Origin of the sequence: Falsiroseomonas sp., from assembly GCF_051859025.1 — a bacterium.
Lineage (GTDB): Bacteria > Pseudomonadota > Alphaproteobacteria > Acetobacterales > Acetobacteraceae > Falsiroseomonas.
In genome coordinates this window covers 1-18,760 of record NZ_JBHYGL010000029.1, presented here as the reverse complement: position 1 = coordinate 18,760, position 18,760 = coordinate 1, and the positions used below count along the sequence as shown (strand labels likewise).

The 18,760-nt window shown below is 71.7% G+C and carries 19 protein-coding genes and 1 pseudogene; 11 read left to right on the top strand and 9 right to left on the bottom strand.

Annotated features, from left to right (window positions below):
• Positions 1 to 96: 96 nt before the first annotated feature.
• From ACTIE5_RS20810 to ACTIE5_RS20780, 7 genes are all read right to left on the bottom strand, one after another.
• Positions 97 to 1,746 (bottom strand): ABC transporter permease, encoded by a 1,650-nt coding sequence (locus tag ACTIE5_RS20810; protein WP_439551639.1) that lies wholly within the window; start codon positions 1,744 to 1,746, stop codon positions 97 to 99.
• Positions 1,747 to 2,745 (bottom strand): ABC transporter substrate-binding protein, encoded by a 999-nt coding sequence (locus ACTIE5_RS20805; RefSeq protein WP_439551638.1) that lies wholly within the window; start codon positions 2,743 to 2,745, stop codon positions 1,747 to 1,749. It lies immediately after the preceding gene.
• A gap of 206 nt (positions 2,746 to 2,951) precedes the next feature.
• Entirely contained in the window at positions 2,952 to 3,602 is a 651-nt protein-coding gene (locus ACTIE5_RS20800) for a hypothetical protein (protein WP_439551637.1), read from the bottom strand.
• A 412-nt stretch (positions 3,603 to 4,014) separates the two neighbouring features.
• Complete coding sequence (gene gltA / locus ACTIE5_RS20795; RefSeq protein WP_439551636.1) at positions 4,015 to 5,322, bottom strand: citrate synthase; 1,308 nt, start codon at positions 5,320 to 5,322, stop codon at positions 4,015 to 4,017.
• Positions 5,323 to 5,533: 211 nt separating this feature from the next.
• On the bottom strand, positions 5,534 to 6,034 hold the full coding sequence (locus ACTIE5_RS20790) for a thermonuclease family protein (protein ID WP_439551635.1): 501 nt from the start codon (positions 6,032 to 6,034) through the stop codon (positions 5,534 to 5,536).
• A 180-nt stretch (positions 6,035 to 6,214) separates the two neighbouring features.
• Positions 6,215 to 7,606, bottom strand: coding sequence for a CHAD domain-containing protein (locus ACTIE5_RS20785; RefSeq protein WP_439551634.1), 1,392 nt, complete (start codon positions 7,604 to 7,606; stop codon positions 6,215 to 6,217).
• A gap of 41 nt (positions 7,607 to 7,647) precedes the next feature.
• Positions 7,648 to 8,205, bottom strand: a complete 558-nt coding sequence (locus ACTIE5_RS20780; RefSeq protein ID WP_439551633.1) for a SixA phosphatase family protein — start codon at positions 8,203 to 8,205, stop codon at positions 7,648 to 7,650.
• Positions 8,206 to 8,326: 121 nt separating this feature from the next.
• Between ACTIE5_RS20780 and ACTIE5_RS20775 the strand changes: the two genes are divergently transcribed.
• The 3 genes from ACTIE5_RS20775 to ACTIE5_RS20765 are packed head-to-tail and all read left to right on the top strand — an operon-like array spanning position 8,327 to position 11,309.
• On the top strand, positions 8,327 to 9,064 hold the full coding sequence (locus ACTIE5_RS20775; RefSeq protein WP_439551632.1) for an SDR family NAD(P)-dependent oxidoreductase: 738 nt from the start codon (positions 8,327 to 8,329) through the stop codon (positions 9,062 to 9,064).
• Entirely contained in the window at positions 9,064 to 9,672 is a 609-nt protein-coding gene (locus ACTIE5_RS20770) for a DUF6134 family protein (protein ID WP_439551631.1), read from the top strand. The genes ACTIE5_RS20775 and ACTIE5_RS20770 overlap by 1 nt, the downstream gene beginning before the upstream one ends.
• Positions 9,669 to 11,309, top strand: coding sequence for a cryptochrome/photolyase family protein (locus ACTIE5_RS20765; protein ID WP_439551630.1), 1,641 nt, complete (start codon positions 9,669 to 9,671; stop codon positions 11,307 to 11,309). Before ACTIE5_RS20770 ends, ACTIE5_RS20765 begins: the two co-directional genes overlap by 4 nt.
• Here the strand turns inward: ACTIE5_RS20765 and ACTIE5_RS20760 are convergent.
• Entirely contained in the window at positions 11,203 to 11,694 is a 492-nt protein-coding gene (locus ACTIE5_RS20760) for a GNAT family N-acetyltransferase (RefSeq protein WP_439551629.1), read from the bottom strand. The two genes, ACTIE5_RS20765 and ACTIE5_RS20760, sit on opposite strands and share 107 nt — an antisense overlap.
• A 49-nt stretch (positions 11,695 to 11,743) precedes the next feature.
• Entirely contained in the window at positions 11,744 to 13,669 is a 1,926-nt protein-coding gene (locus ACTIE5_RS20755; RefSeq protein ID WP_439551628.1) for a putative bifunctional diguanylate cyclase/phosphodiesterase, read from the bottom strand.
• A 98-nt stretch (positions 13,670 to 13,767) separates the two neighbouring features.
• Between ACTIE5_RS20755 and ACTIE5_RS20750 the strand changes: the two genes are divergently transcribed.
• The 8 genes and pseudogenes from ACTIE5_RS20750 to ACTIE5_RS20715 all read left to right on the top strand — a co-directional run.
• Positions 13,768 to 14,517, top strand: a complete 750-nt coding sequence (locus ACTIE5_RS20750; protein WP_439551627.1) for a YebC/PmpR family DNA-binding transcriptional regulator — start codon at positions 13,768 to 13,770, stop codon at positions 14,515 to 14,517.
• Between the two features lie 19 nt (positions 14,518 to 14,536).
• Positions 14,537 to 15,061, top strand: a complete 525-nt coding sequence (gene ruvC, locus ACTIE5_RS20745) for a crossover junction endodeoxyribonuclease RuvC (RefSeq protein ID WP_439551626.1) — start codon at positions 14,537 to 14,539, stop codon at positions 15,059 to 15,061.
• Positions 15,058 to 15,681 (top strand): Holliday junction branch migration protein RuvA, encoded by a 624-nt coding sequence (gene ruvA, locus ACTIE5_RS20740; protein WP_439551625.1) that lies wholly within the window; start codon positions 15,058 to 15,060, stop codon positions 15,679 to 15,681. Before ruvC ends, ruvA begins: the two co-directional genes overlap by 4 nt.
• Positions 15,678 to 16,730, top strand: a complete 1,053-nt coding sequence (ruvB, locus tag ACTIE5_RS20735) for a Holliday junction branch migration DNA helicase RuvB (RefSeq protein ID WP_439551624.1) — start codon at positions 15,678 to 15,680, stop codon at positions 16,728 to 16,730. The genes ruvA and ruvB overlap by 4 nt, the downstream gene beginning before the upstream one ends.
• Positions 16,730 to 17,155, top strand: a complete 426-nt coding sequence (locus ACTIE5_RS20730; protein ID WP_439551623.1) for a YbgC/FadM family acyl-CoA thioesterase — start codon at positions 16,730 to 16,732, stop codon at positions 17,153 to 17,155. The genes ruvB and ACTIE5_RS20730 overlap by 1 nt, the downstream gene beginning before the upstream one ends.
• 54 nt (positions 17,156 to 17,209) lie before the next feature.
• Positions 17,210 to 17,959: a protein TolQ gene (tolQ, locus tag ACTIE5_RS20725; RefSeq protein WP_439551622.1), complete on the top strand. Its 750-nt coding sequence runs from the start codon at positions 17,210 to 17,212 to the stop codon at positions 17,957 to 17,959.
• A gap of 3 nt (positions 17,960 to 17,962) precedes the next feature.
• Positions 17,963 to 18,487 carry a protein TolR gene (gene tolR, locus ACTIE5_RS20720; RefSeq protein WP_439551621.1) on the top strand — a complete coding sequence of 175 codons (525 nt, stop codon included), beginning with the start codon at positions 17,963 to 17,965 and terminating at the stop codon, positions 18,485 to 18,487.
• A gap of 15 nt (positions 18,488 to 18,502) precedes the next feature.
• Positions 18,503 to 18,760: pseudogene (locus tag ACTIE5_RS20715) on the top strand (energy transducer TonB); the annotation flags it as partial.

Sequence of the window (18,760 nt, the reverse complement as noted above, 5' to 3'; positions counted from 1 at the left end):
TTCGGCACGGCGAGCCAAGGCCGCGGAGCGGCCGCCCGGCGCTTGAGGGCGGCAACAGAATACCAACGAGTCGCTGCAAGCTGCCTTTGGTACAAGTCACACCCGCCAGGGCAGCGTCCCCGCGGGCAGGCGGCGGCCGGCGAGCGTGGCCAGCGCCATCAGCGCCGCGCTCAGCAGCAGCGCGAGGCAGGAGACGGCGGCGGCGAGCGGCGACTGCCCGCTTTCCTGCAGGTTGAAGACCAGCACGCCGAGCGTCTGCGTCCCCGGGCCGTAGAGGAGGGAGGAGACCGTCACCTCATTCACCGCGGTCAGCGACACCAGGATGGCGCCGGCGGCGAGTGCCGGGGCGAGCGGCGGCAGGTGCACGCTGAACAGGCGGCGCCAGGCGCCCGCGCCCATGCCGCGCGCGGCCTCGTCCAGCGTGGGGTCCAGCCGCGCGGCGGCGGCGGCGACAGGGCGAAGCGCGAGGGCCTGGAAGCGGGTGAGGTAGGCCAGGCCGATCAGCCCCAGCGTGCCATACAGCGCGCCGCCCCCCGGCAGCGACAGCACCACCAGGATGGCGGCGACGCTGGTGCAGGCGCCGGGCAGCGCATAGGGCAGATCCGTTGCGGTGGTGGCGATGCGCACGGCGCGGGCGCGCATCGCCATGGCGATGGGCAGCGCCGCCAGGGCCAGGACCACCGCGGCGCCGGTCGAGAGCAGCAGCGAATTGCCGAAGGACCGCGCGGTCTGCGCGCCCGGCGCCACCGCGGTCAGGAAATGGCGGAGCGTCGCCGTCTCCGCCGACAATTCCATGCCGATGGCGGGCACCAGGGCAGCGGCCACCAGCGCCAGCATCGGCACCAGCAGCACGACGGCGAGGTAGAGCAGCACCATGGCAAGGGTCGCGGCCTGGGCGGGGGCGCGCAGCGGCAGCGCCGAGAATGGCAGGCGCCCGCCGCCCGGCGCGCGCTTCGCGGCGATGGCCTGCAGCACCAAGGCGGGCGCGGCCATGGCGGCCAGCAGCAGGGCGAGCGCCGCGGCCTGGGCCAGGCTGGCGGTGCCGCCCGCCGACAGGCGCTGCCAGATCAGCACGGGCAGCACCGGCACGCGGGCGGGGATGCCGATCAGCGCGCCGACGCCGAAATTGCCGAGCGCGGCCACATAGGCGAGGCCCGCGCCCGCCAGCAGCCCCGGCGCCAGCAGCGGCCAGACGGCGCGGCGCAGCGCCTGGTCCGGCGTGCAGCCCAGGCCACGCGCCGCCAGCACGACCTCCCCCGGCACGCGGCGCAGCAGGGCGGCGATGGCGAGCATGACCAGCGGCGTGGCCTGCACGGCCAGCAGGGCCACCATCCCGGCCGCGGAGTAGATCGGGTTCGGCGTGCCGATCGGCGGCGCCAGGTCGAGCGCCAGCAGAAGGGGAGAAGCCGGGCCGCCGGCCTGGATCCAGCCCAGCGCCATGACTTGCGCCGGCACCAGCGCGGGCAGCACGGCGCAGAAGATCAGCGGGCCGCGCGCCGGCAGGCCGCGCAGCAGCAGCGCCCAGGCCAGCGCGCCCCCCGCGGCGGTGGCCAGCGCCGCGGCGCCCAGCGCCAGGACGAGCGACCAGAAGGCGGCGCGCCAGGTGGCCGGGTCCGCCATGGCGGCGGGCAGCGCGGTGCCCGCCAGGCTTTCCGCCAGCAGCCGGGCCAGCGGCAGGGCGCCGACCAGCAGCAGCCAGCCGACCGCCAGCGCGACGGTCGCGCGGCCGGGGCCCTCCCTGGTCAATCAGCCGCCGATGAGTTGGGCGAAGCGGCGGAGCGTCTCCTCCTGCTCCCGCGCCGCGCGGGCGGCGTCGAAGGGCATGATGCGGATCGTGCGGGGGTCGGGGAAGCCGGCGGGCGGCGCGACCTCCGGGTCGATCGGCAGGAAGCCCTGGCGGGAGGCGAGTTCCTGGCCCTCGCGGCTCAGCAGGAAGTCGATGAAGGCGATGGCGGCGGGGGCGTTGCGGGTGGTGGAGAGGATGGCGGCCGGTTCGGTGATGGCGGAGACGCCGTCCTCCGGGAAGACGAAGCGGACGGGGGCGCCGTTGCGCTGTTCGCGGATGGGCAGGTAGTCGATGGCGATGCCGAAGGCGCGTTCCGCCCCCGCCACGGCCTGCATCACGGGGCCGTTGCCGCCCCGGGCCTGCACGCCGTTGCGGACCAGCTTTTCCACATAGTCCCAGTCCAGCGCCGGGTTCTGCACCAGCGCCGTCACATGGATGGCGGCGGCGCCGGAGACGGCGGGGGAGGGCATGGCGACCTGGTTGCGGGCACGGGGCTGGAGCAGGTCCTCCCACTTCCGCGGCGCGAAGGGCGCGCGGGCGTGGTGCATGATCCCCGTGGTGATGAGCTTGGTGCCGAAATAGGCGCGGCCGGGATCGACCTGGCCTGGCGGCGTGCCGGCGGTGGCGACCTCCGGGCTCGGGCGCAGGCGGCCCTCCGCGCGGAGGCTTTCGAAGGTCAGGCCATCGGCGAGGAGCAGGACATCCGGCCGGGGCTGGCCGGCGGCGATCTCGGCCCGCAGGCGCGTCATGATCTGGCCGGTGCCGGCGCGGATCCATTCCACCGTGACGCCGGGATGGCGGCGGCGGAAGGCCTCCACCGTCTGGGCCGCGTCGGGTTCGAGCTGGGAGGTGTAGAGGACCAGCGGGCCCGTGACGCCCTGTGCCAGGGCCGGACGGGCCAGGGGACGGGCCAGAAGGGCGGTGGCCGCGAGAGCCAGTGAGCGCCTGCCGAATGCCATGTCGTGATCTCCCCCGTGGTCCTGCCGTGTCGCCGGTCTTCCGGCGTGCTCGTCGCAGGCATCTACCGGCGTCCTCGGCTTCCGGGCAGGGGGGGTGTGTGAAGTTCCTGTGTCGGCTTGCCTCGCGGGGCATTGCCCCGCCGGGGGGCCTTGCGGCGCACCACCCCGCCGGGGGTCCCCCGACCCCCGGCGTGGTGGCAGCGGCATCAGGGTGGGGTCATGAAGTTGGCCGTGGCGCTGGCGCGGCCGATCAGGGACCGCATCTCCGGCGCGGTGTGTCCATCTTCCGCCGTCAGGGCTTCCATCGGGCAGAAATACTCATGCGGCTGCGGCATCTGGGACCGCGCGAAGCCGAGGTAGTGGCGCGACTTCAGGCCGTAGAGCACGCGGAGATCCCGCACCGGCAGCACCAGCGGTTCCGTCGGCATCTCCCGCAGCAGGCGGATCAGCTTCCAGCGCGGGGTCCGGTCCTCCGGCCCCACCCCCTCCAGCAGCCAGCGCAGCGGACAGACGACCAGGAGCGAGGTCGTCGAAGGCGCGAAGCGGGCGCGCTTGTCCTGGAGGTTGGCGATGGAGCCGCAGGCCTCGATGCAGAGGATGTCGGCGTAGCGATCCGCCGGGTCCGGGCTGAAATGCAGCCAGAGCCCGTCCGGGATGGTCCGGTAGGTGTTGGTGCCCGGCAGCTTGAGGAAGGGCTGGGCAACCAGGGTCGGCTCCCCCGGCCGTCCCCGCAGCCAGGTGCCGGGCTGCTTCGGCGTCACCGTCACGCCGGGTGGTTGCTGGGGCCACAGCCGCAACCTGGCCCTCACCAGTTCGTCCAGCACCTTGCCGGAGCCGATCCTGAGCATCTCACGCATTTGGTTTAATTCCCCCTGTGGATATCAACCCTGCATAGATAGATTCCCGGAACCCGTTGCTCTTTCAAGGCGTTTTTTCCGAATCCGTTAAGAAAATGCCTGTCTCGGTTGTAGAAGCGGCCGAGATGCGGCCCCTGGCTGTGCGGATGGCGGCCAGTTCAGCGCGCGCGGGCGACGTCCCCGCAATTGCGGAGATCGGGTTTTCCACAGGGATTCAATTGCTTGGCGGTCCGCCGCAATTGCCGGGCGCCCCGCCGCAATTGCAGGTCGGTGGATGGGTGGCCGCATGAAGCTTGCGCCGGCGGCAAAGCCGGATTGCCCGCGACGCAAGGCTCGGCGGCGGCACCCAGGCAGCGAAAAGCCCCGCCGGCGGGGCCGGCGGGGCTCTGGCAGGCTCGGCGGGGCTGGTGGTTCAGCCGCGGCTGGCGACCGGCTTGTAGTCGCGCTTGGCGGGGCCCGTGTAGATCTGGCGCGGGCGGCCGATGCGCTGCGACGGGTCCTCCACCATTTCCTTCCACTGGGACACCCAGCCGACGGTGCGCGCCACGGCGAAGATCACCGTGAACATGCTGGTCGGGATGCCCATCGCCTTCAGGATGATGCCGGAATAGAAGTCGACATTCGGGTAGAGCTTGCGGCTGACGAAGTATTCGTCCTCCAGCGCCACCTTCTCCAGCGCCATCGCCATGTCCAGCAGCGGCTCATCCTTGATGCCGAGCTCGCGCAGAACCTCGTGGCAGGATTCCTGCATGATCTTCGCGCGCGGGTCGAAGTTCTTGTAGACCCGGTGGCCGAAGCCCATGAGCTTCACGCCGGAGTTCTTGTCCTTCACCTTCTCGATGAAGGCGGGGATGTTCTCCACGCTGCCGATCTCGGCCAGCATCTTGAGCACCGCCTCGTTCGCGCCGCCATGGGCGGGGCCCCACAGCGCGGCGATGCCGGCGGCGATGCAGGCGAAGGGGTTGGCGCCGGTGGAACCCGCCAGGCGGACGGTGGAGGTGGAGGCGTTCTGCTCATGGTCCGCGTGCAAGACCAGGATGCGGTCCATCGCCTTGGCCAGGATCGGGGAGACGACGTAGGGCTCCGCCGGGACCGAGTTCAGCATGTGCAGGAAGTTGGCGGCGTAGCTCAGGTCGTTGCGCGGATACACGAAGGGCTGGCCGAGGGCATATTTGTAGGCCATCGCCGCGATGGTCGGCACCTTGGCGATCAGGCGGAAGGCCGCGATCTCGCGCTGGCGGGCGTCATTGATGTCGAGGTTGTCGTGGTAGAAGGCGGCGAGCGCGCCGACCACGCCGCACATCACGGCCATCGGGTGGGCATCGCGGCGGAACCCGTTGAAGAACTGCCGGATCTGCTCATGCACCATGGTGTGGTAGGTGACGCCCTTGCGGAATTCCGCGAGCTGGGCGGCGTTCGGCAGGTCGCCATTCATCAGGAGGTAGCAGACCTCGATGAAGTCGGAGCTCTCGGCCAGCTGCTCGATCGGGTAGCCGCGGTAGAGCAGCACGCCCTCATCGCCGTCGATGTAGGTGATCTGGCTCTCGCAGCTCGCCGTCTCGCCATAGCCGGGGTCGAAGGTGAAGACGCCGAGGTCGGCGTAGAGCTTGCGGATATCGACCACATCGGGGCCGATGGAGCCCGACAGGACCGGCAGCTTGGTGCTGCGGTTCGAGCCGTCGAGCGTGAAGGTCACGGACCCGTTGGGCGTTGTGGTCATTCTGCTGCTTCCTCGCACTCGGGGGTGGGTGCCGGGCCGCTTGCTCTCGGCACCGTTATGGTGCGGCGCAAGATAGGAGGCTGCGGCGCCGGTTGGCAACGTGGGGGGGTGTTCAAGCTTGCGGGGCCAGGATGCGCCCGCGGGTGTTACGCGCCTGTTGCCGAATTCGTCGAAAAGAATGGCGCGAGTTACGGCGCCCCGCAGGACACCCTCAGTTGCGGCGGCGCCATTCCTCGGGCCGCGTGAAGCCGCCGGCCCAGAGGCCGCGGCCGGCGGCACGGGCCGAGGCTTCGAGCGCCAGCATCCGCAGATCATCCCCATAGGCCAGCGCCCAGCCGGCCGTGACCAGCCCGCCATTCAGGTCCACGCCCCCGGCGGTGCAACTGCCGAGGCCACGGCCGAAGCGGTCCCGGCCACTGACGGTGCAGAGGACGGAGCGGCCATTGACCAGGCGGGACAGCGCCTCCGCCGCCGCCGCGCCGCAATCGAAGCCGAGTCCGGCCCCATCGGCGCAGGCCTGGCCGCGTTCCGGCGCATCGATGGCGGCGAGCCGGAGCGTGCGGTCGCCCAGGCGCAGCGTGTCGCCATCCACCACCCGGACCTCCGCCGCCAGGGCCGACCAATCCTGTTCCCGGGGGGCGGAGCCCATGAGATCCGGCGGCAGGCCGACGCCGGACAGCGCGCCGACGATCAGCGCGCCGGCGATGGCCATGATCGGGGCCCGCCAGCGGCGTGGGGAGGGGGCGGGGCGGAACAGTCGGCGATGTCGGGTCACGGGGCCGTGAGGGTAATGGGGTGGGGCCAACGCGTAACCCAGCGGACAAGGCGCGCGCAACCCATTCATTTATCTTCAATAATTGAGACGGGATTCCGGCGCTCAGCCTGGGTCCAGTCAGCCCTGGGTCCAGAAGGCCTCGGCGCGCATCAGCGCCTTCCAGGCCTTGCCGGCCCGCGCACGGGCGCGGCGGGACCGGGCCAGGACCCAGCCTTCCGCGACGCCGGTGGCCCAGTTTCCATCCTCGGGCCCCAGCGGTGCCACCAGCGCGCGGGCCACGGCAGCGTCATTGGCCAGGCCCATCTGTTCCTGCACCGCCGCCAGCCTCTCCAGGAAGCGCCGCCCGCGCTTGCGGCCCCAGAGGGGGGCGAAGAGCTCCGCCACGTAGCGCAGCCGCTTGCCGTCCAGCCGCAGCGCATGGAATTCGGCGTCGGGCAGGTGCTCGACCTCCGCCGCGGCGGCGGAAAGGCGGCGCCAGCGTTTCGCGAGAAGGGCGGCGGCAAAATCCTCGACCGCGCCGGCCTCCTCCGCCTGCCAGGGCGCGCAGGCCACCAGGGCGCAGAGGTCCCAGAGCAGCAGGCGGAAATCCGGGCTGCGGAGATGGGCGGCGAGGTCGGCATAGGCGAGGTCCCGGCGGTCCCGGGCGGCCACGAGCAGCGCCGCCATGCGGGGATCGCCGGGCAGGGCGCCGGCCAGTTCGGCACCGAGCCCGCCGAGGAAGACATCCCAGTCCCTTGCCGGGCCGAGCAGGGATGCCAGCGCCTTCAGCCTTCCATCCACCGACCGCAGCGCCGGGCCATCCACCGCGGGGCGGAAGGCGCGGATGGCGGAACGCAGGCGGCGCAGCGCCACGCGCATCTGGTGCACGCCGGCGGGATGCTGCCCGGCCAGCGCGATCGGGGCGTGCCAGGCGAGCACCGCGGCCAGGTGGCCGATGACGTGGCGGAGCGTGTCCTCCACCGACAAGGCGGGATCGAGCACCGGCGGGCCGAGGCGGGGCGGGCGGGGCAGGGCCCCGGTGCCGAGCGCGCGGGCTTCCTCCGCCAGGCTGGCCAGCGGCGGCAGCAGGGGGATGGTGGCGGCCAGGTCGCGCATGGTGGCCGCGACGGCATCCGCCGGGCCGGAGAGCATCAGCCGGGCCACGGGGCGTTCGGCATCGCCGAGGCGGAGCGCGCCGCGCAGCAGCCGCGCCTCCACCCCATCGGCGAGCGGCAGGGTGGCGCGGCGGCCGAGGAAGGCGGCCAGGAGGTGGTCGGCCTCCTCCGGCACCTCGTCCTCGGCCGTTCCGGCGGGGGTCGCGGGGCAGGCGATGGCGGTGGCGGGCGGCAGGGCCTGGACGAGGCGGGCGGGGCCGCCGCGCGTTTCCTCCACCGCCAGCCCGGCCTCGGCCAGGCGGCCATCCGCCTGGTCCCGCCATTCCAGCACCAGCGGGGCGGATCGCGTGGGGCCGGCGCGGCGGGCGGCGAAGGCGGGATGGCGGAGGAGGCGGGGGGCGAGGGTGGGGTCCACCACCGCCTCCCACATGATCGGCGGCCCTCGGTGCATGGCGGTCAGGCCATCGGGTCCGAGGCGTCGCCGGGTTCGGCGCCGGGGAGATCCGCGGGGGAGAGCACGCGCAGCAGGCGGCCGCCGCCGGCTTCCAACTGCCGCCAGGGTAGGGCGACAGCGAATTCGGTGAGGGTGCCGGTGGGGTAGGAAGCCGCCAGGCGCCGCACCAGCGGGCCGTCCCCCGCCATGGCCGCGGCGCCGGCCAGCGCCATCGCCAGGTCGTGCAGGCCGGGATTATGGCCGACGAGGAGGACGCTCCGCGCCGTTTCCCGCACGCCGCGCAGCACGTCGAGCAGCGAGGTCCAGGTGGTGAGGTAGAGGTCGTCCATCGGCTCGATCAACGGGGTGCCGTCGATGGGGGAGATGGCTTCGAGTGTCTGGAGGGTGCGGCGGGCGGAGGAGACGAGGACGATGTCGGGTGCCAGGCCGAGTTCGCGCATCGCCAGGCCCATGCCCATCGCCGCGCGCCGGCCGCGCGCATTCAACGGCCGGGCGTGGTCCGAAAGCCGCGGATCATCCCAGGAGGATTTCGCGTGGCGCAGCAGCAGCAATTGGCGCATCGCCGTATCCTGCCATGGCGGGGCGATCCTGTCTCCCGTCCCGGCTGTCGCCGGTGTGGGCACCCTTTCGCTGCCGCCGGGGCGGCCCATCTGATCGGCCGCAGGATTGGATGATGGGTTCATGACGGGTCAGGTGCTGGTCTTCGGGGCGACGGGCGGAATCGGGGAGGCGCTGGCGCGGCGCCTGGCGGCCCGGGGCGCGCGGCCCTTCCTGGTGGCACGGGGCGCGGCCCGGCTGGCGGTGCTGGCGGCGGAACTCGGCGCGGGCCATGCGGTGGCGGATGTGACGGACCGCGCGCAGGTGGCCGCCGCGGTGGCCGCCGCGGGCACGCCGCTGGCGGGGCTGGCCTTCTGCGTCGGCTCCATCGTGCTGAAGCCGCTGGCGCGGATCACGGAGGCCGATTTGATGGACGCCTTCCGGCTGAACGCGGCGGCGCCCGCGCTGGCGGTGCAGGCGGCCGCGACGGCGCTGGCGGCCCATGGGGGACAAGGAGGCGGTGGGTCCGTCGTGCTGTTCTCCTCCGTCGCGGCGCGGAAGGGGTTTGCCAGCCATGTCGCGATTGGCGCGGCGAAGGCGGCGGTGGAGGGCCTGACGGTGTCGCTGGCCGCGGACCTCGTGCCCAAGGTGCGGGTGAACTGCATCGCGCCGAGCCTGACCCGCACCGCGCTGGCGGAGCCGCTGACGAAAAGCCCGCAGATGGCGGAGGCGATCGCGAAGCAGCACCCGATCCCACGGCTCGGCGAGGCCGATGACAGCGCGGCGCTGGCGGATTTTCTTCTGTCGGAGGCCGCGGGCTGGATGACGGGGCAGGTGATCGGCGTGGATGGGGGGCGCGCGGCGCTGGCGGGACGCGGGTGATGCGGCGGCGTGCCGCGCTGCTGCTGCCGGCGGTGCTGATGGCTCGCCCGGTAAAGGCTGCGCCGGCGGCGGTGAATTTCCGGCTGATCCGCAACGGCACGGCCGTGGGGACGCACCAGGTGACGTTCAGGAACCTCGATGGCGGGGTGCTGGAGGCGCGGAGCCTGGTGCGGGTGGAGGTGAAGCTGATCGGCATCACCGTCTATCGCTACAGCCATGAAACGGTGGAGGCCTGGCGCGGCGACCGGCTGGTCTCGCTGGGGTCGCGGCTGGATCGCAACGGCACGCCGGGCTTCTCCGAGGCGCGGGCGGAAGGCGGGCAATTGCTGCTGCGCGGCTCGGCGGGGGAGGCCAGGCTGCCGGCGGAGGCGGCGCCGCTGACCTGGTGGCGAAGGGCGACGCTGACGGAAGGCGGGCCGCTGTTCGATCCCCGCCAGGGGCGGCCGGTGTCACCGCAGCTCAGCCGGGCGGCACTGCCGGATGGTGGGCTGCGCGTGGTGCTGGTGGGGGGAGAGGGCGCGGAGATCGCCTATGACGCCGCCGGCACCTGGGTGGGCTTCGCCACCACGGGCGAGGATGGCAGCGCCGTCCGGTACGAACGCGCATGACCACGCTGAGGGTGGTTCTGGGGGACCAGTGTTCCCGCGGCCTGTCGGCTCTGGCGGGCATCGACCCAGCGCGCGACCTGGTGCTGATGGCCGAGGTCCGGTCCGAATGCACCTATGTGAAGCACCACAAGCAGAAGATCGCCCTCGTCCTGTCCGCCATGCGGCACTTCGCGGAGGAATTGCGGGGGGAAGGGATCCACGTTGCCTATTCCCGCCTGGACGATGCCTCGAATACACAGACCCTGGCCGGCGAAGTGGCGCGCATCGCGCGGGAGGCCGGCGCCAGCCGCATCATCGTCACCCAGCCCGGCGAATGGCGGGTGCTGGAGGATATGCGCGGCTGGGAGCATCTGACCGGCCTGCCGGTGGATATCCGGGAGGATGGGCGGTTCCTGTGCTCCATGCAGCGCTTCCGCGCCTGGGCGGGGGAGAAGAAGCAGCTCCGCATGGAGTTTTTCTACCGGGAGATGCGGCGCACCACGGGGCTGCTGATGGAAGCGCCGGAGGAGCCGACCGGCGGGGCCTGGAACTTCGATGCGGAGAACCGCAAGCCGCTCGACCCCGGGGTGAAGCCGCCTCGGCCGCGTCGCTTCGCACCCGATGAGGTGACGCGCGGGGTGATGGCGCTGGTGGCGCGGGAATTCCCGGAGCATTTCGGCACGCTCGACGCCTTCGCCTGGCCGGTCACGGCCGGGGAGGCACGGCAGGCGCTGGATGATTTCGTGGCGCATCGCCTGGCGCGCTTCGGCGATTTCCAGGATGCGATGGCGGAAGGCGAACCCACGCTGTTCCACGCGCTGGTGGGGGCGGCGCTGAATTGCGGGCTGCTGGACCCGATGGAGGCCTGCCGGGCGGCGGAGGCGGCGTATCGGCAGGGCCGCGCGCCGCTGAATGCGGTGGAGGGCTTCATCCGCCAGATCCTCGGCTGGCGGGAATATGTGCGGGGCATCTACTGGCTGCGCATGCCGGAATATCGCGACACCAACGCGCTGGGCGCGACGCGCAGGCTGCCCTGGTTCTACTGGTCGGGGGAGACGCGGATGGCCTGCATGCGCGCCGCCATCACCCAGACAAGGGATCTGGCCTACGCCCACCACATCCAGCGGCTGATGGTGACGGGGAATTTCGCGCTGCTCGCGGGCATCGACCCGGCCGAGGTGAATGAGTGGTACATGGTCGTCTATGCCGACGCCTATGAATGGGTGGAATTGCCGAACACCCATGGCATGGCGCTGCACGCCGATGGCGGTGTCATGGCGTCCAAGCCCTATGCGGCCAGCGGTGCCTACATCAACCGCATGTCGGACCATTGCCGCGGCTGCGCCTATGACGTGAAGAAGGCGACCGGGAAGGGCGCCTGCCCCTTCAACTTCCTCTACTGGGATTTCATGGGGCGCCACGCCGAGCGCTTCGCCCGCAACCCGCGCATGGCCATGCCGGTCCGGACACTGGCGAAGATGGCGCCGGAGAAGGTGGCGGCCATGAAGCAGGAAGCGGCGGTCTTCCTGGCGGGGCTGGAGGCGGGGGCGGCTACGGAAAATCCCGCTGCATCAGCACGACAGGGGAGCCTCGATATTCCTCCACCCCCGCCTGCACCCAGCCGCGCGCCGCGTAGAAAGGTGCCTGGTCCGGGGTGAACAGCCAGAGGCGACGGACGCCCTGCGTCGCGGCCATCGCCTCCACCGCCTTCACCAGCGCCGTCGCCACGCCCTGCCGGCGCGCGGCTGATGTGACGAAGACGGAGGCGAGCCAGGGGGAGAGGTCGGGGCGCGCGGGCAGGTCATCCGTATCGAAGGTGGCGGTGCCGAGGGGAACGCCATCCCGTTCCGCCACCAGCGCGCAGGGGGCGGCGGGGCCGGTGGCCTTTCGCAGGAAGGCGGCCGTGGCATCCAGGCTGTGGCCGCCGGCCTGCCACCATTGCGCGTGCAGCCAAGCGGCGACGGCCGGAACATGTGGCGTTGCGGCGACGGGGCGGATCAGCAGGGGCATGGTGGCGATGGGCCTGCAGGGGAGGTTGCTCATTCCCCCACCCTGACCCTCCCCCGCAATAGCGGGGGAGGGAACACTCCCGTCAGGCGACCTTGCGGTGGTCTGCACCCGATTGCGCGGCGATCAGGGCGCGGGCTTCCTCCGCCGGCATGGCGCGGCCATAGAGCCAGCCCTGCACCTGGTCGCAGCCCTCCTGCGACAGCAGGCGGGCCTGCTCCTCGGTCTCCACCCCTTCGGCCACCACGGTCATGCCGAGGATGCTGCCGAGGCCGACGATGGTGGCGACGATGGCGGACAGGCGCGGATCATGGCCGAGGTCGCGGATGAAGGCGCGGTCGATCTTCAGCTTGCTGAAGGGGAAGCGCCAGAGATGGGCGAGGCTGGACCAGCCGGTGCCGAAATCATCCATGGCGATGGAAACGCCGAGGCCGCGGATCGCGCGCAGCAGCCGTTCCGTCTCCTCCCCATCGCGTTGCAGCAGGCTTTCCGTGACTTCCAGTTCCAGCAGGTGGCCGGGCAGGCCGGTGGTGGCCAGGGCGTCGGCGATGGTGCCGACCAGCCCGCCATGGCGGAACTGGGCGGGGGAGAGGTTGACGGCGACGCGTACCGGGGCAGGCCAGCGCGCGGCTTCCGCGCAGGCCGCGCGCAGCACCCAGGCGCCGAGCGGGATGATGAGGCCGCTGCGTTCCGCCAGCGGGATGAAGTCGCTGGGCGGGATCATGCCGCGTTCGGGGTGGTGCCAGCGCAGCAGCGCCTCGAACCCCACCAGCGCGTGGTCGCGCAGGCGGTATTGCGGCTGGTAGTGCAGCATCAGCGCCCCGTCGGCGATGGCGGCGCGGAGGTCACGCTCGATCTCCCGCTGCCGGCGGGCTTCGGCATCGAGGGCGGGTTCGAAGCCGCGGATGGCGGCGGCGGGTTCGGCGCGCGCGATGCCGAGGGCCTTTTCGGCGCGGTCCAGCAGGGTCTGCGCATCCTCCCCATCATGCGGTGCGATGACCAGGCCGATATCGGCGGCGATGGTGATGGAGAGGTCGCCCGGCAGGATGAAGGGGGTGGCGATGGCATCCGCCAGGCGGTCGGCCAGGCGGGCGGCGGCGGCGGCCTCATGCAGCACGGATTGGACGATGGCGAAGCGATCCCCGGCCAGGCGGGCGACCGTATCCTCCCGCCGCACGGCGCCGCGGAGGCGGGCGGCGATCAGGGACAGGACGATGTCGCCCGTGGCGTGGCCATGGGTCTCGTTCACCTCCCGGAAGCGGCGGAGGTCGATGACCTGGACGCCGACCTGCCAGCCCTGTTCCCGCGCCATGGCGAGGGCGTCGTCGAGCCTTTCGCGGAATTCGGCATGGGTGGCGAGGCCGGTGGTGGCGTCATGCCGGCGGAGGAACCGGGCCTGCGCCTCCGCGCTGGTCACGCGCTGGCGGCGCAGCGCCAGCCAGACGAGAAGGGCGAAGGCGGCGCCGCCGAACATGGCGATGGAGCCTTCCGCCAGGCGGACGGCGTCACGGAACAGGGCGCGGCGCGGCGCCTGGTCCAGCACCGCTTCCAGCATGCCGGCGGGGCCGGCGGCATCGCGCAGCGGGACGCGCGCGGTGACGGTGGTGGCGGCGGGGTCGGGCACGCCATCGCTGGCCAGAACCCGGCCATTGGCGGTCAGCAGGCGGAGTTGCAGGACATCGCCGCCGGCGCGGATCCCCTCCGGCATCATCAGGCCTGGATCGGCGGCGCCGCCGGCTCTCAGCAGGGCGGCGAGTTCGGGGCTGCGGCGGAGCAATTCGGCGCCGAGGCCCGCCACCCGGGCCTGGGCATCGGCGCGGAGCAGCCTTTCGGTCATCGCGGTACTGGCCAGCAGCGCCAGCGCCGTGACCAGCAGCGCGAGCAGCGCCAGCAGGGCCGCGAGGGGCGGGGTCGGGAAGGGCACGATCGAAGCCGGGCGGGCATTACGGGCCATGACGCCATGATGCGCCGCATTGATGAACCAGGGGTTGCGTGGTGTGACGATGCTCAACCGAGGCGCTTGCCCGATTTGCCGCAAGCGGGGGCGGGCCGGTATAGGTGCGCCGAGGCGGCGGGGCGGTGCCCTGCCCAAGACAGGGATACGGGGCGATGGCCGGCCATTCGCACGCGAAGAACATCATGCACCGCAAGGCGGCGCAGGGCGCGAAGAAGGCGCGCGCCTTCGGCAAGCTGATCCGGGAGATCACCGTCTCCGCCAAGACGGGCCTGCCCGACCCCGCCATGAACCCGCGGCTGCGGGCGGCGGTGAAGGCGGCGCTGACCTCGAACATGACGCGGGACACGATCGACCGCGCCATCAAGCGCGCCGCGGTCGGCGGGCCCGGGGAGGATTACCAGGAGGTCCGCTACGAGGGCTACGGCCCCTACGGCATCGCCGTGATCGTGGAGGCCCTGACCGACAACCGGAACCGCACCGGCGGCGATTTGCGGTCCATCTTCGCCAAGAATGGCGGCGCGCTGGGGGAGAGCAATTCGGTCGCCTTCCAGTTCGAACGCAAGGGCGTGCTGCGCTACCCCGCCGCCGCCGGCAGCGCGGATGCCATGCTGGAAGCCGCCATCGAGGCCGGCGCCGAGGATGTGGAGAGCGGCGAGGACGGGCACGAGGTGTCCTGCGCCGTCGAGGATTTCGCCACCGTCCGCGATGCGCTCGAAGGCAAGTTCGGCACGCCGGACGCCGCCAAGCTGGAATGGTGGCCCTCCACCACCATCGACCTGGATGAGGATCGGGCGCGGGAGGTTCTCAAGCTGCTCGACATCCTCGACGACCATGACGACGTGCAGAATGTCTATGCGAACTTCGAGGTCGATGCGGCGGCGATGGAACGCCTCAGCGCCTGAAACGCGGTAAAGGACGGGGATGGCCAACGCCCCGATTCGCATCCTCGGCCTTGACCCCGGCCTCCAGCACACCGGCTGGGGGCTGGTGGAGCATGACGGCTTCCGGCTGCGCTTCTGCGCGGAGGGCGTGATCTCCACCAAGGCGGGGGAGGATCTGCCGGACCGGCTGCTAGCGCTGCACCACGGGCTGGCGAAGGTGATCGCGGAGATGCAGCCGGATGAGGCGGCGGTGGAGAACACCTATGTCGCCCGCAATCCCGAAAGCGCGCTGAAGCTCGGCCAGGCGCGGGGCGTGGTGCTGCTGGCGCCGGCGCTGGCGGGGCTGCCGACGCGGGAATACGGCGCGATGGAGGTGAAGCGCGCCGTGGTCGGCAACGGGCATGCGGATAAGGTGCAGGTGCAGGCCATGGTGCGGCAGCTGCTGCCGGGCGTGACCTTCAAGCGGGCGGATGCGGCGGATGCGCTGGCGATCGCCATCTGCCACGCGCATCACCGCAGCACGCGGAATGCCTTCGCCCGCGCGGTCGCGAAGGCGGGCGCATGATCGGGTCGCTCAGGGGCTTCGTGGAGAGCGTCCAGGACGGCGGCTGCGTGCTGGACGTCAACGGGGTCGGCTACCTCGTGCATTGCTCCCGCAAGACGCTGGACCGGCTGACGGCGCGGGAGGGCGTCCAGAAGCTGCTGGTGGAAACGCGGGTCAGCCAGGACGCCATTACCCTGTTCGGCTTCCTCGACGCGCAGGAACGCGAGGCTTTCCTGGCCCTCATCGAGGTGAAGACCGTCGGGCCGCAGAAGGCGCTGGTGGTGCTGTCGGGCCTGACGCCCAACCAGTTGGCGCAGGCGATCGCGGCCAAGGAACGCAAGCGCCTGTCGGATGTGAAGGGGCTTGGCGCCGCGACCGCGACGCGGATCGTGGATGAGCCGGCGATGCAGAAATGGGCGGTAGGCCGCGCCATGCCGGATGAGGATGGCGTCGGTGCCGTGGCGATCGCCGTGCCGGTGGTGGCGGGGGTGGAGGCTGATGCGGCCTCGGCGCTTACCAACCTCGGCTGGAAGCGGCCGGAAGCGGCGGCGGCGGTGGCGCGGGCGGCCAGGCGGCTGGGCGATGATGCCGGGCTGAACGCGCTGATCACCGAGGCGCTGCGGGAGATGGCGCCGCGATGAGTGATGAGAGAGTGACCGGGGGTACGCGGCAGGAGGAGGACGGCGCGGAAGGCTCCCTCCGCCCGCAAAATCTGAGGGAATTCATCGGCCAGAAGACGCTGCGGGAGAATCTGGAGGTCTTCATCGGGGCCGCGAAGCAGCGGGCCGAGGCGATGGACCATGTGCTGCTGTTCGGCCCGCCGGGCCTCGGCAAGACGACGCTGGCGCAGATCGTGTCGCGGGAGCTGGGCGTGGGCTTCCGGGCGACCTCGGGGCCGATCCTGCAGAAATCGGGGGATCTGGCGGCGATCCTGACCAACCTCCAGCCGCGGGACGTGCTGTTCGTGGACGAGATCCACCGGCTGCAGCCCGCGATCGAGGAGACGCTCTATCCTGCGATGGAGGATTTCTGCCTCGACCTGATCATCGGGGAGGGCCCGGCGGCCAGGACGGTCAGGATCGACCTGCCGCCCTTCACCCTGGTGGGGGCCACGACGCGGGCGGGGCTGCTGACGCAGCCGCTGCGCGACCGCTTCGGCATCCCGCTGCGGCTGCAATTCTACACCGTGGACGAATTGCTGCTGATCGTCCGGCGGGGGGCGGAAAAGCTGGCCTTCGCGCTGTCCGAGGACGGCGCGCTGGAGATCGCGCGCCGGTCTCGCGGCACGCCGCGCGTGGCCGGGCGGCTGCTGCGGCGCATCCGGGATTTCGCGCTGGTGACGGGGAAGGTCGCGGACCGGGCCATGGTGGATGGCGCGCTGGCCAGGCTGGAGGTCGATCACCTCGGCCTCGATGCGCAGGACCGCCGCTACCTCCGCCGGATTGCCGAACACCACAATGGCGGGCCCGTGGGGGTGGAGACGCTGGCGGCGGCGCTGGCCGAAAGCCGGGATACGCTGGAGGAAGTCATCGAGCCCTTCCTGATCCAGGAAGGCCTGGTGCTGCGCACGCCGCGGGGGCGGATGCTGGGGGAGCCGGGGTGGCGGCACCTCGGCCTGGCGCCGCCTGCCTCGATTTCGGCGCAACTCGACCTTCTGCGTGACATGCCGGCCCCGGACCCTGAGGCCTGATGACAGCGCATCGTTACCCCCTTCGCGTCTATTTCGAGGATACGGATGCCGGTGGTGTCGCCTATCACGCCAACTACCTGAAGTGGGCAGAGCGGGCGCGGACCGAATCCTTGCGCGCCATGCACTTGCCCCATGCGCTTATGATGGAGCGTTACGATGCGATGCTTGTGGTGCGGCGCATCGAAGTGGAGTATTCGGCCCCCACCCGGCTCGATGACGCCCTGATCGTCGAGACCCGCCTGCGTGCCATGGGCGCCGCCACCCTCGACCTGACCCAGACCGTGTTGCGGGAGGAGGAGGGGAAGGTGGCGCTGCTGGCGACGCTGGTGGTCGGGCTGGTGTGCGTCCGCGCTGGCGGGTTGCGCCCGGTGCGCATTCCCGCGCCCTGGCGGGACGCGCTGGCCGGGAATGCCGGGACGGACTGAGGGCGCGACACATAACCGGGGCGACCCCGGCGGCTGAGAAGAGGAGTTACGGCTTTGGGCAACGTCACCGCGCAGGCCCTGGCCCCCGTGGCGCACGACCTGTCGCTCTGGTCGCTGTTCCTGATGGCGGACTGGGTGGTGAAGGGGGTGATGATCTCGCTCCTGCTCGCCTCCGTCTGGGTCTGGGCCATCGTGTTCGAGAAGCTGACCACGCTGCGGCGGGTGAACCGCGCGGCGGACGGCTTCGAGGACCGGTTCTGGTCGGGGGGCAGCCTGGAGGACCTGTTCGCGAAGGAGGGCGAGGAACCCGCCCACCCCATCGCCGCCGTCTTCGGGTCCGCCATGCGGGAATGGAAGCGGTCCGCGGCGCGCAACCTGTCCTCCGAACTCGCGGTCACGGGCCTCAAGGAACGTGTGGAGCGCGCCATGGTGGTGGCGATCCAGCGGGAGATGGAGCGGATGGAACGCTGGATGGTGTTCCTGGCGACCGTCGGCTCCGCGGCCCCCTTCATCGGCCTGTTCGGCACGGTCTGGGGCATCATGAACAGCTTCTCCGCCATCGCGGGGATGCAGAATACCAGCCTGTCCGTCGTGGCGCCGGGCATCGCGGAGGCGCTGTTCGCCACCGCCATCGGGCTCATTGCTGCCATTCCCGCGACGATTGCCTACAACAAGCTGGCGACCGACCTGGCGCGCTTCGCCGGGCGGCTGGAGGCCTTCTCCGCCGAATTCGCCGCCATCCTGTCCCGCCAGTCGGAAGCGGCGGCGGAGCCTTCCCGCGGCGCCCGCCAGGCGGGGGACTGAACCATGGCCGGCGGGATGATGGGCGGCCGGTCGGGGGGCGGGCGCGGGCGGCGCGCCGCCTACCGGCCGATGAGCGAGATCAATGTGACGCCCTTCGTGGATGTCATGCTGGTGCTGCTGATCATCTTCATGGTGGCGGCGCCGATGATGACCGTCGGCGTGCCGGTGGACCTGCCGCGGACCAATGCCACGCCGCTGAACCAGGAACAGGAACCGCTGACCATCTCCGTGAATTCGGAGGGCCGGATCTTCCTGCAGGAGACGGAGGTGCAGATGGAGGCGCTGGTGGCGCAGCTCCGCGCCATCCTCGCCTCCCAGCCCACGCAGCAGGGCCAGCCGGAACGGCGCATCTTCGTCCGCGGCGACCGGGCGATCAGCTACGGGCGCGTGATGGAGGTGATGGGCACGGTGAACGCGGCCGGCTTCAGCCGCGTGGCGCTGCTGGCCGAACAGCCGGCCGGCGTGCCGGCCCGGCCCGCCGCGGCACCTGCCGCCGCCCCTGGGCCCAACCGCCCGGCGACGCGCTGAGAGGGAACGCGGCTTTTGTCCGGCCTGCTGCTGAACCCGGAGCCTGAGGACCGCGCCCTGCGGCGCTGGATCGCCGTGTCCTTCGGCCTGCACGCCATGCTGGCGGTGGCGGGGTTCATCTACGGCTTCGTGAAGCCGCTGCCGCCGCCGATCGAGACGGCTGTCGTGGTGGAATTCACCTCCCCCGTGCCGCCGACCCAGGCGCGGGGCGACCAGCCCGCGCCGACCTCCAACCCCGATCCCGTGCCGGCGCCGCCCGATGTGGCGCCCGTG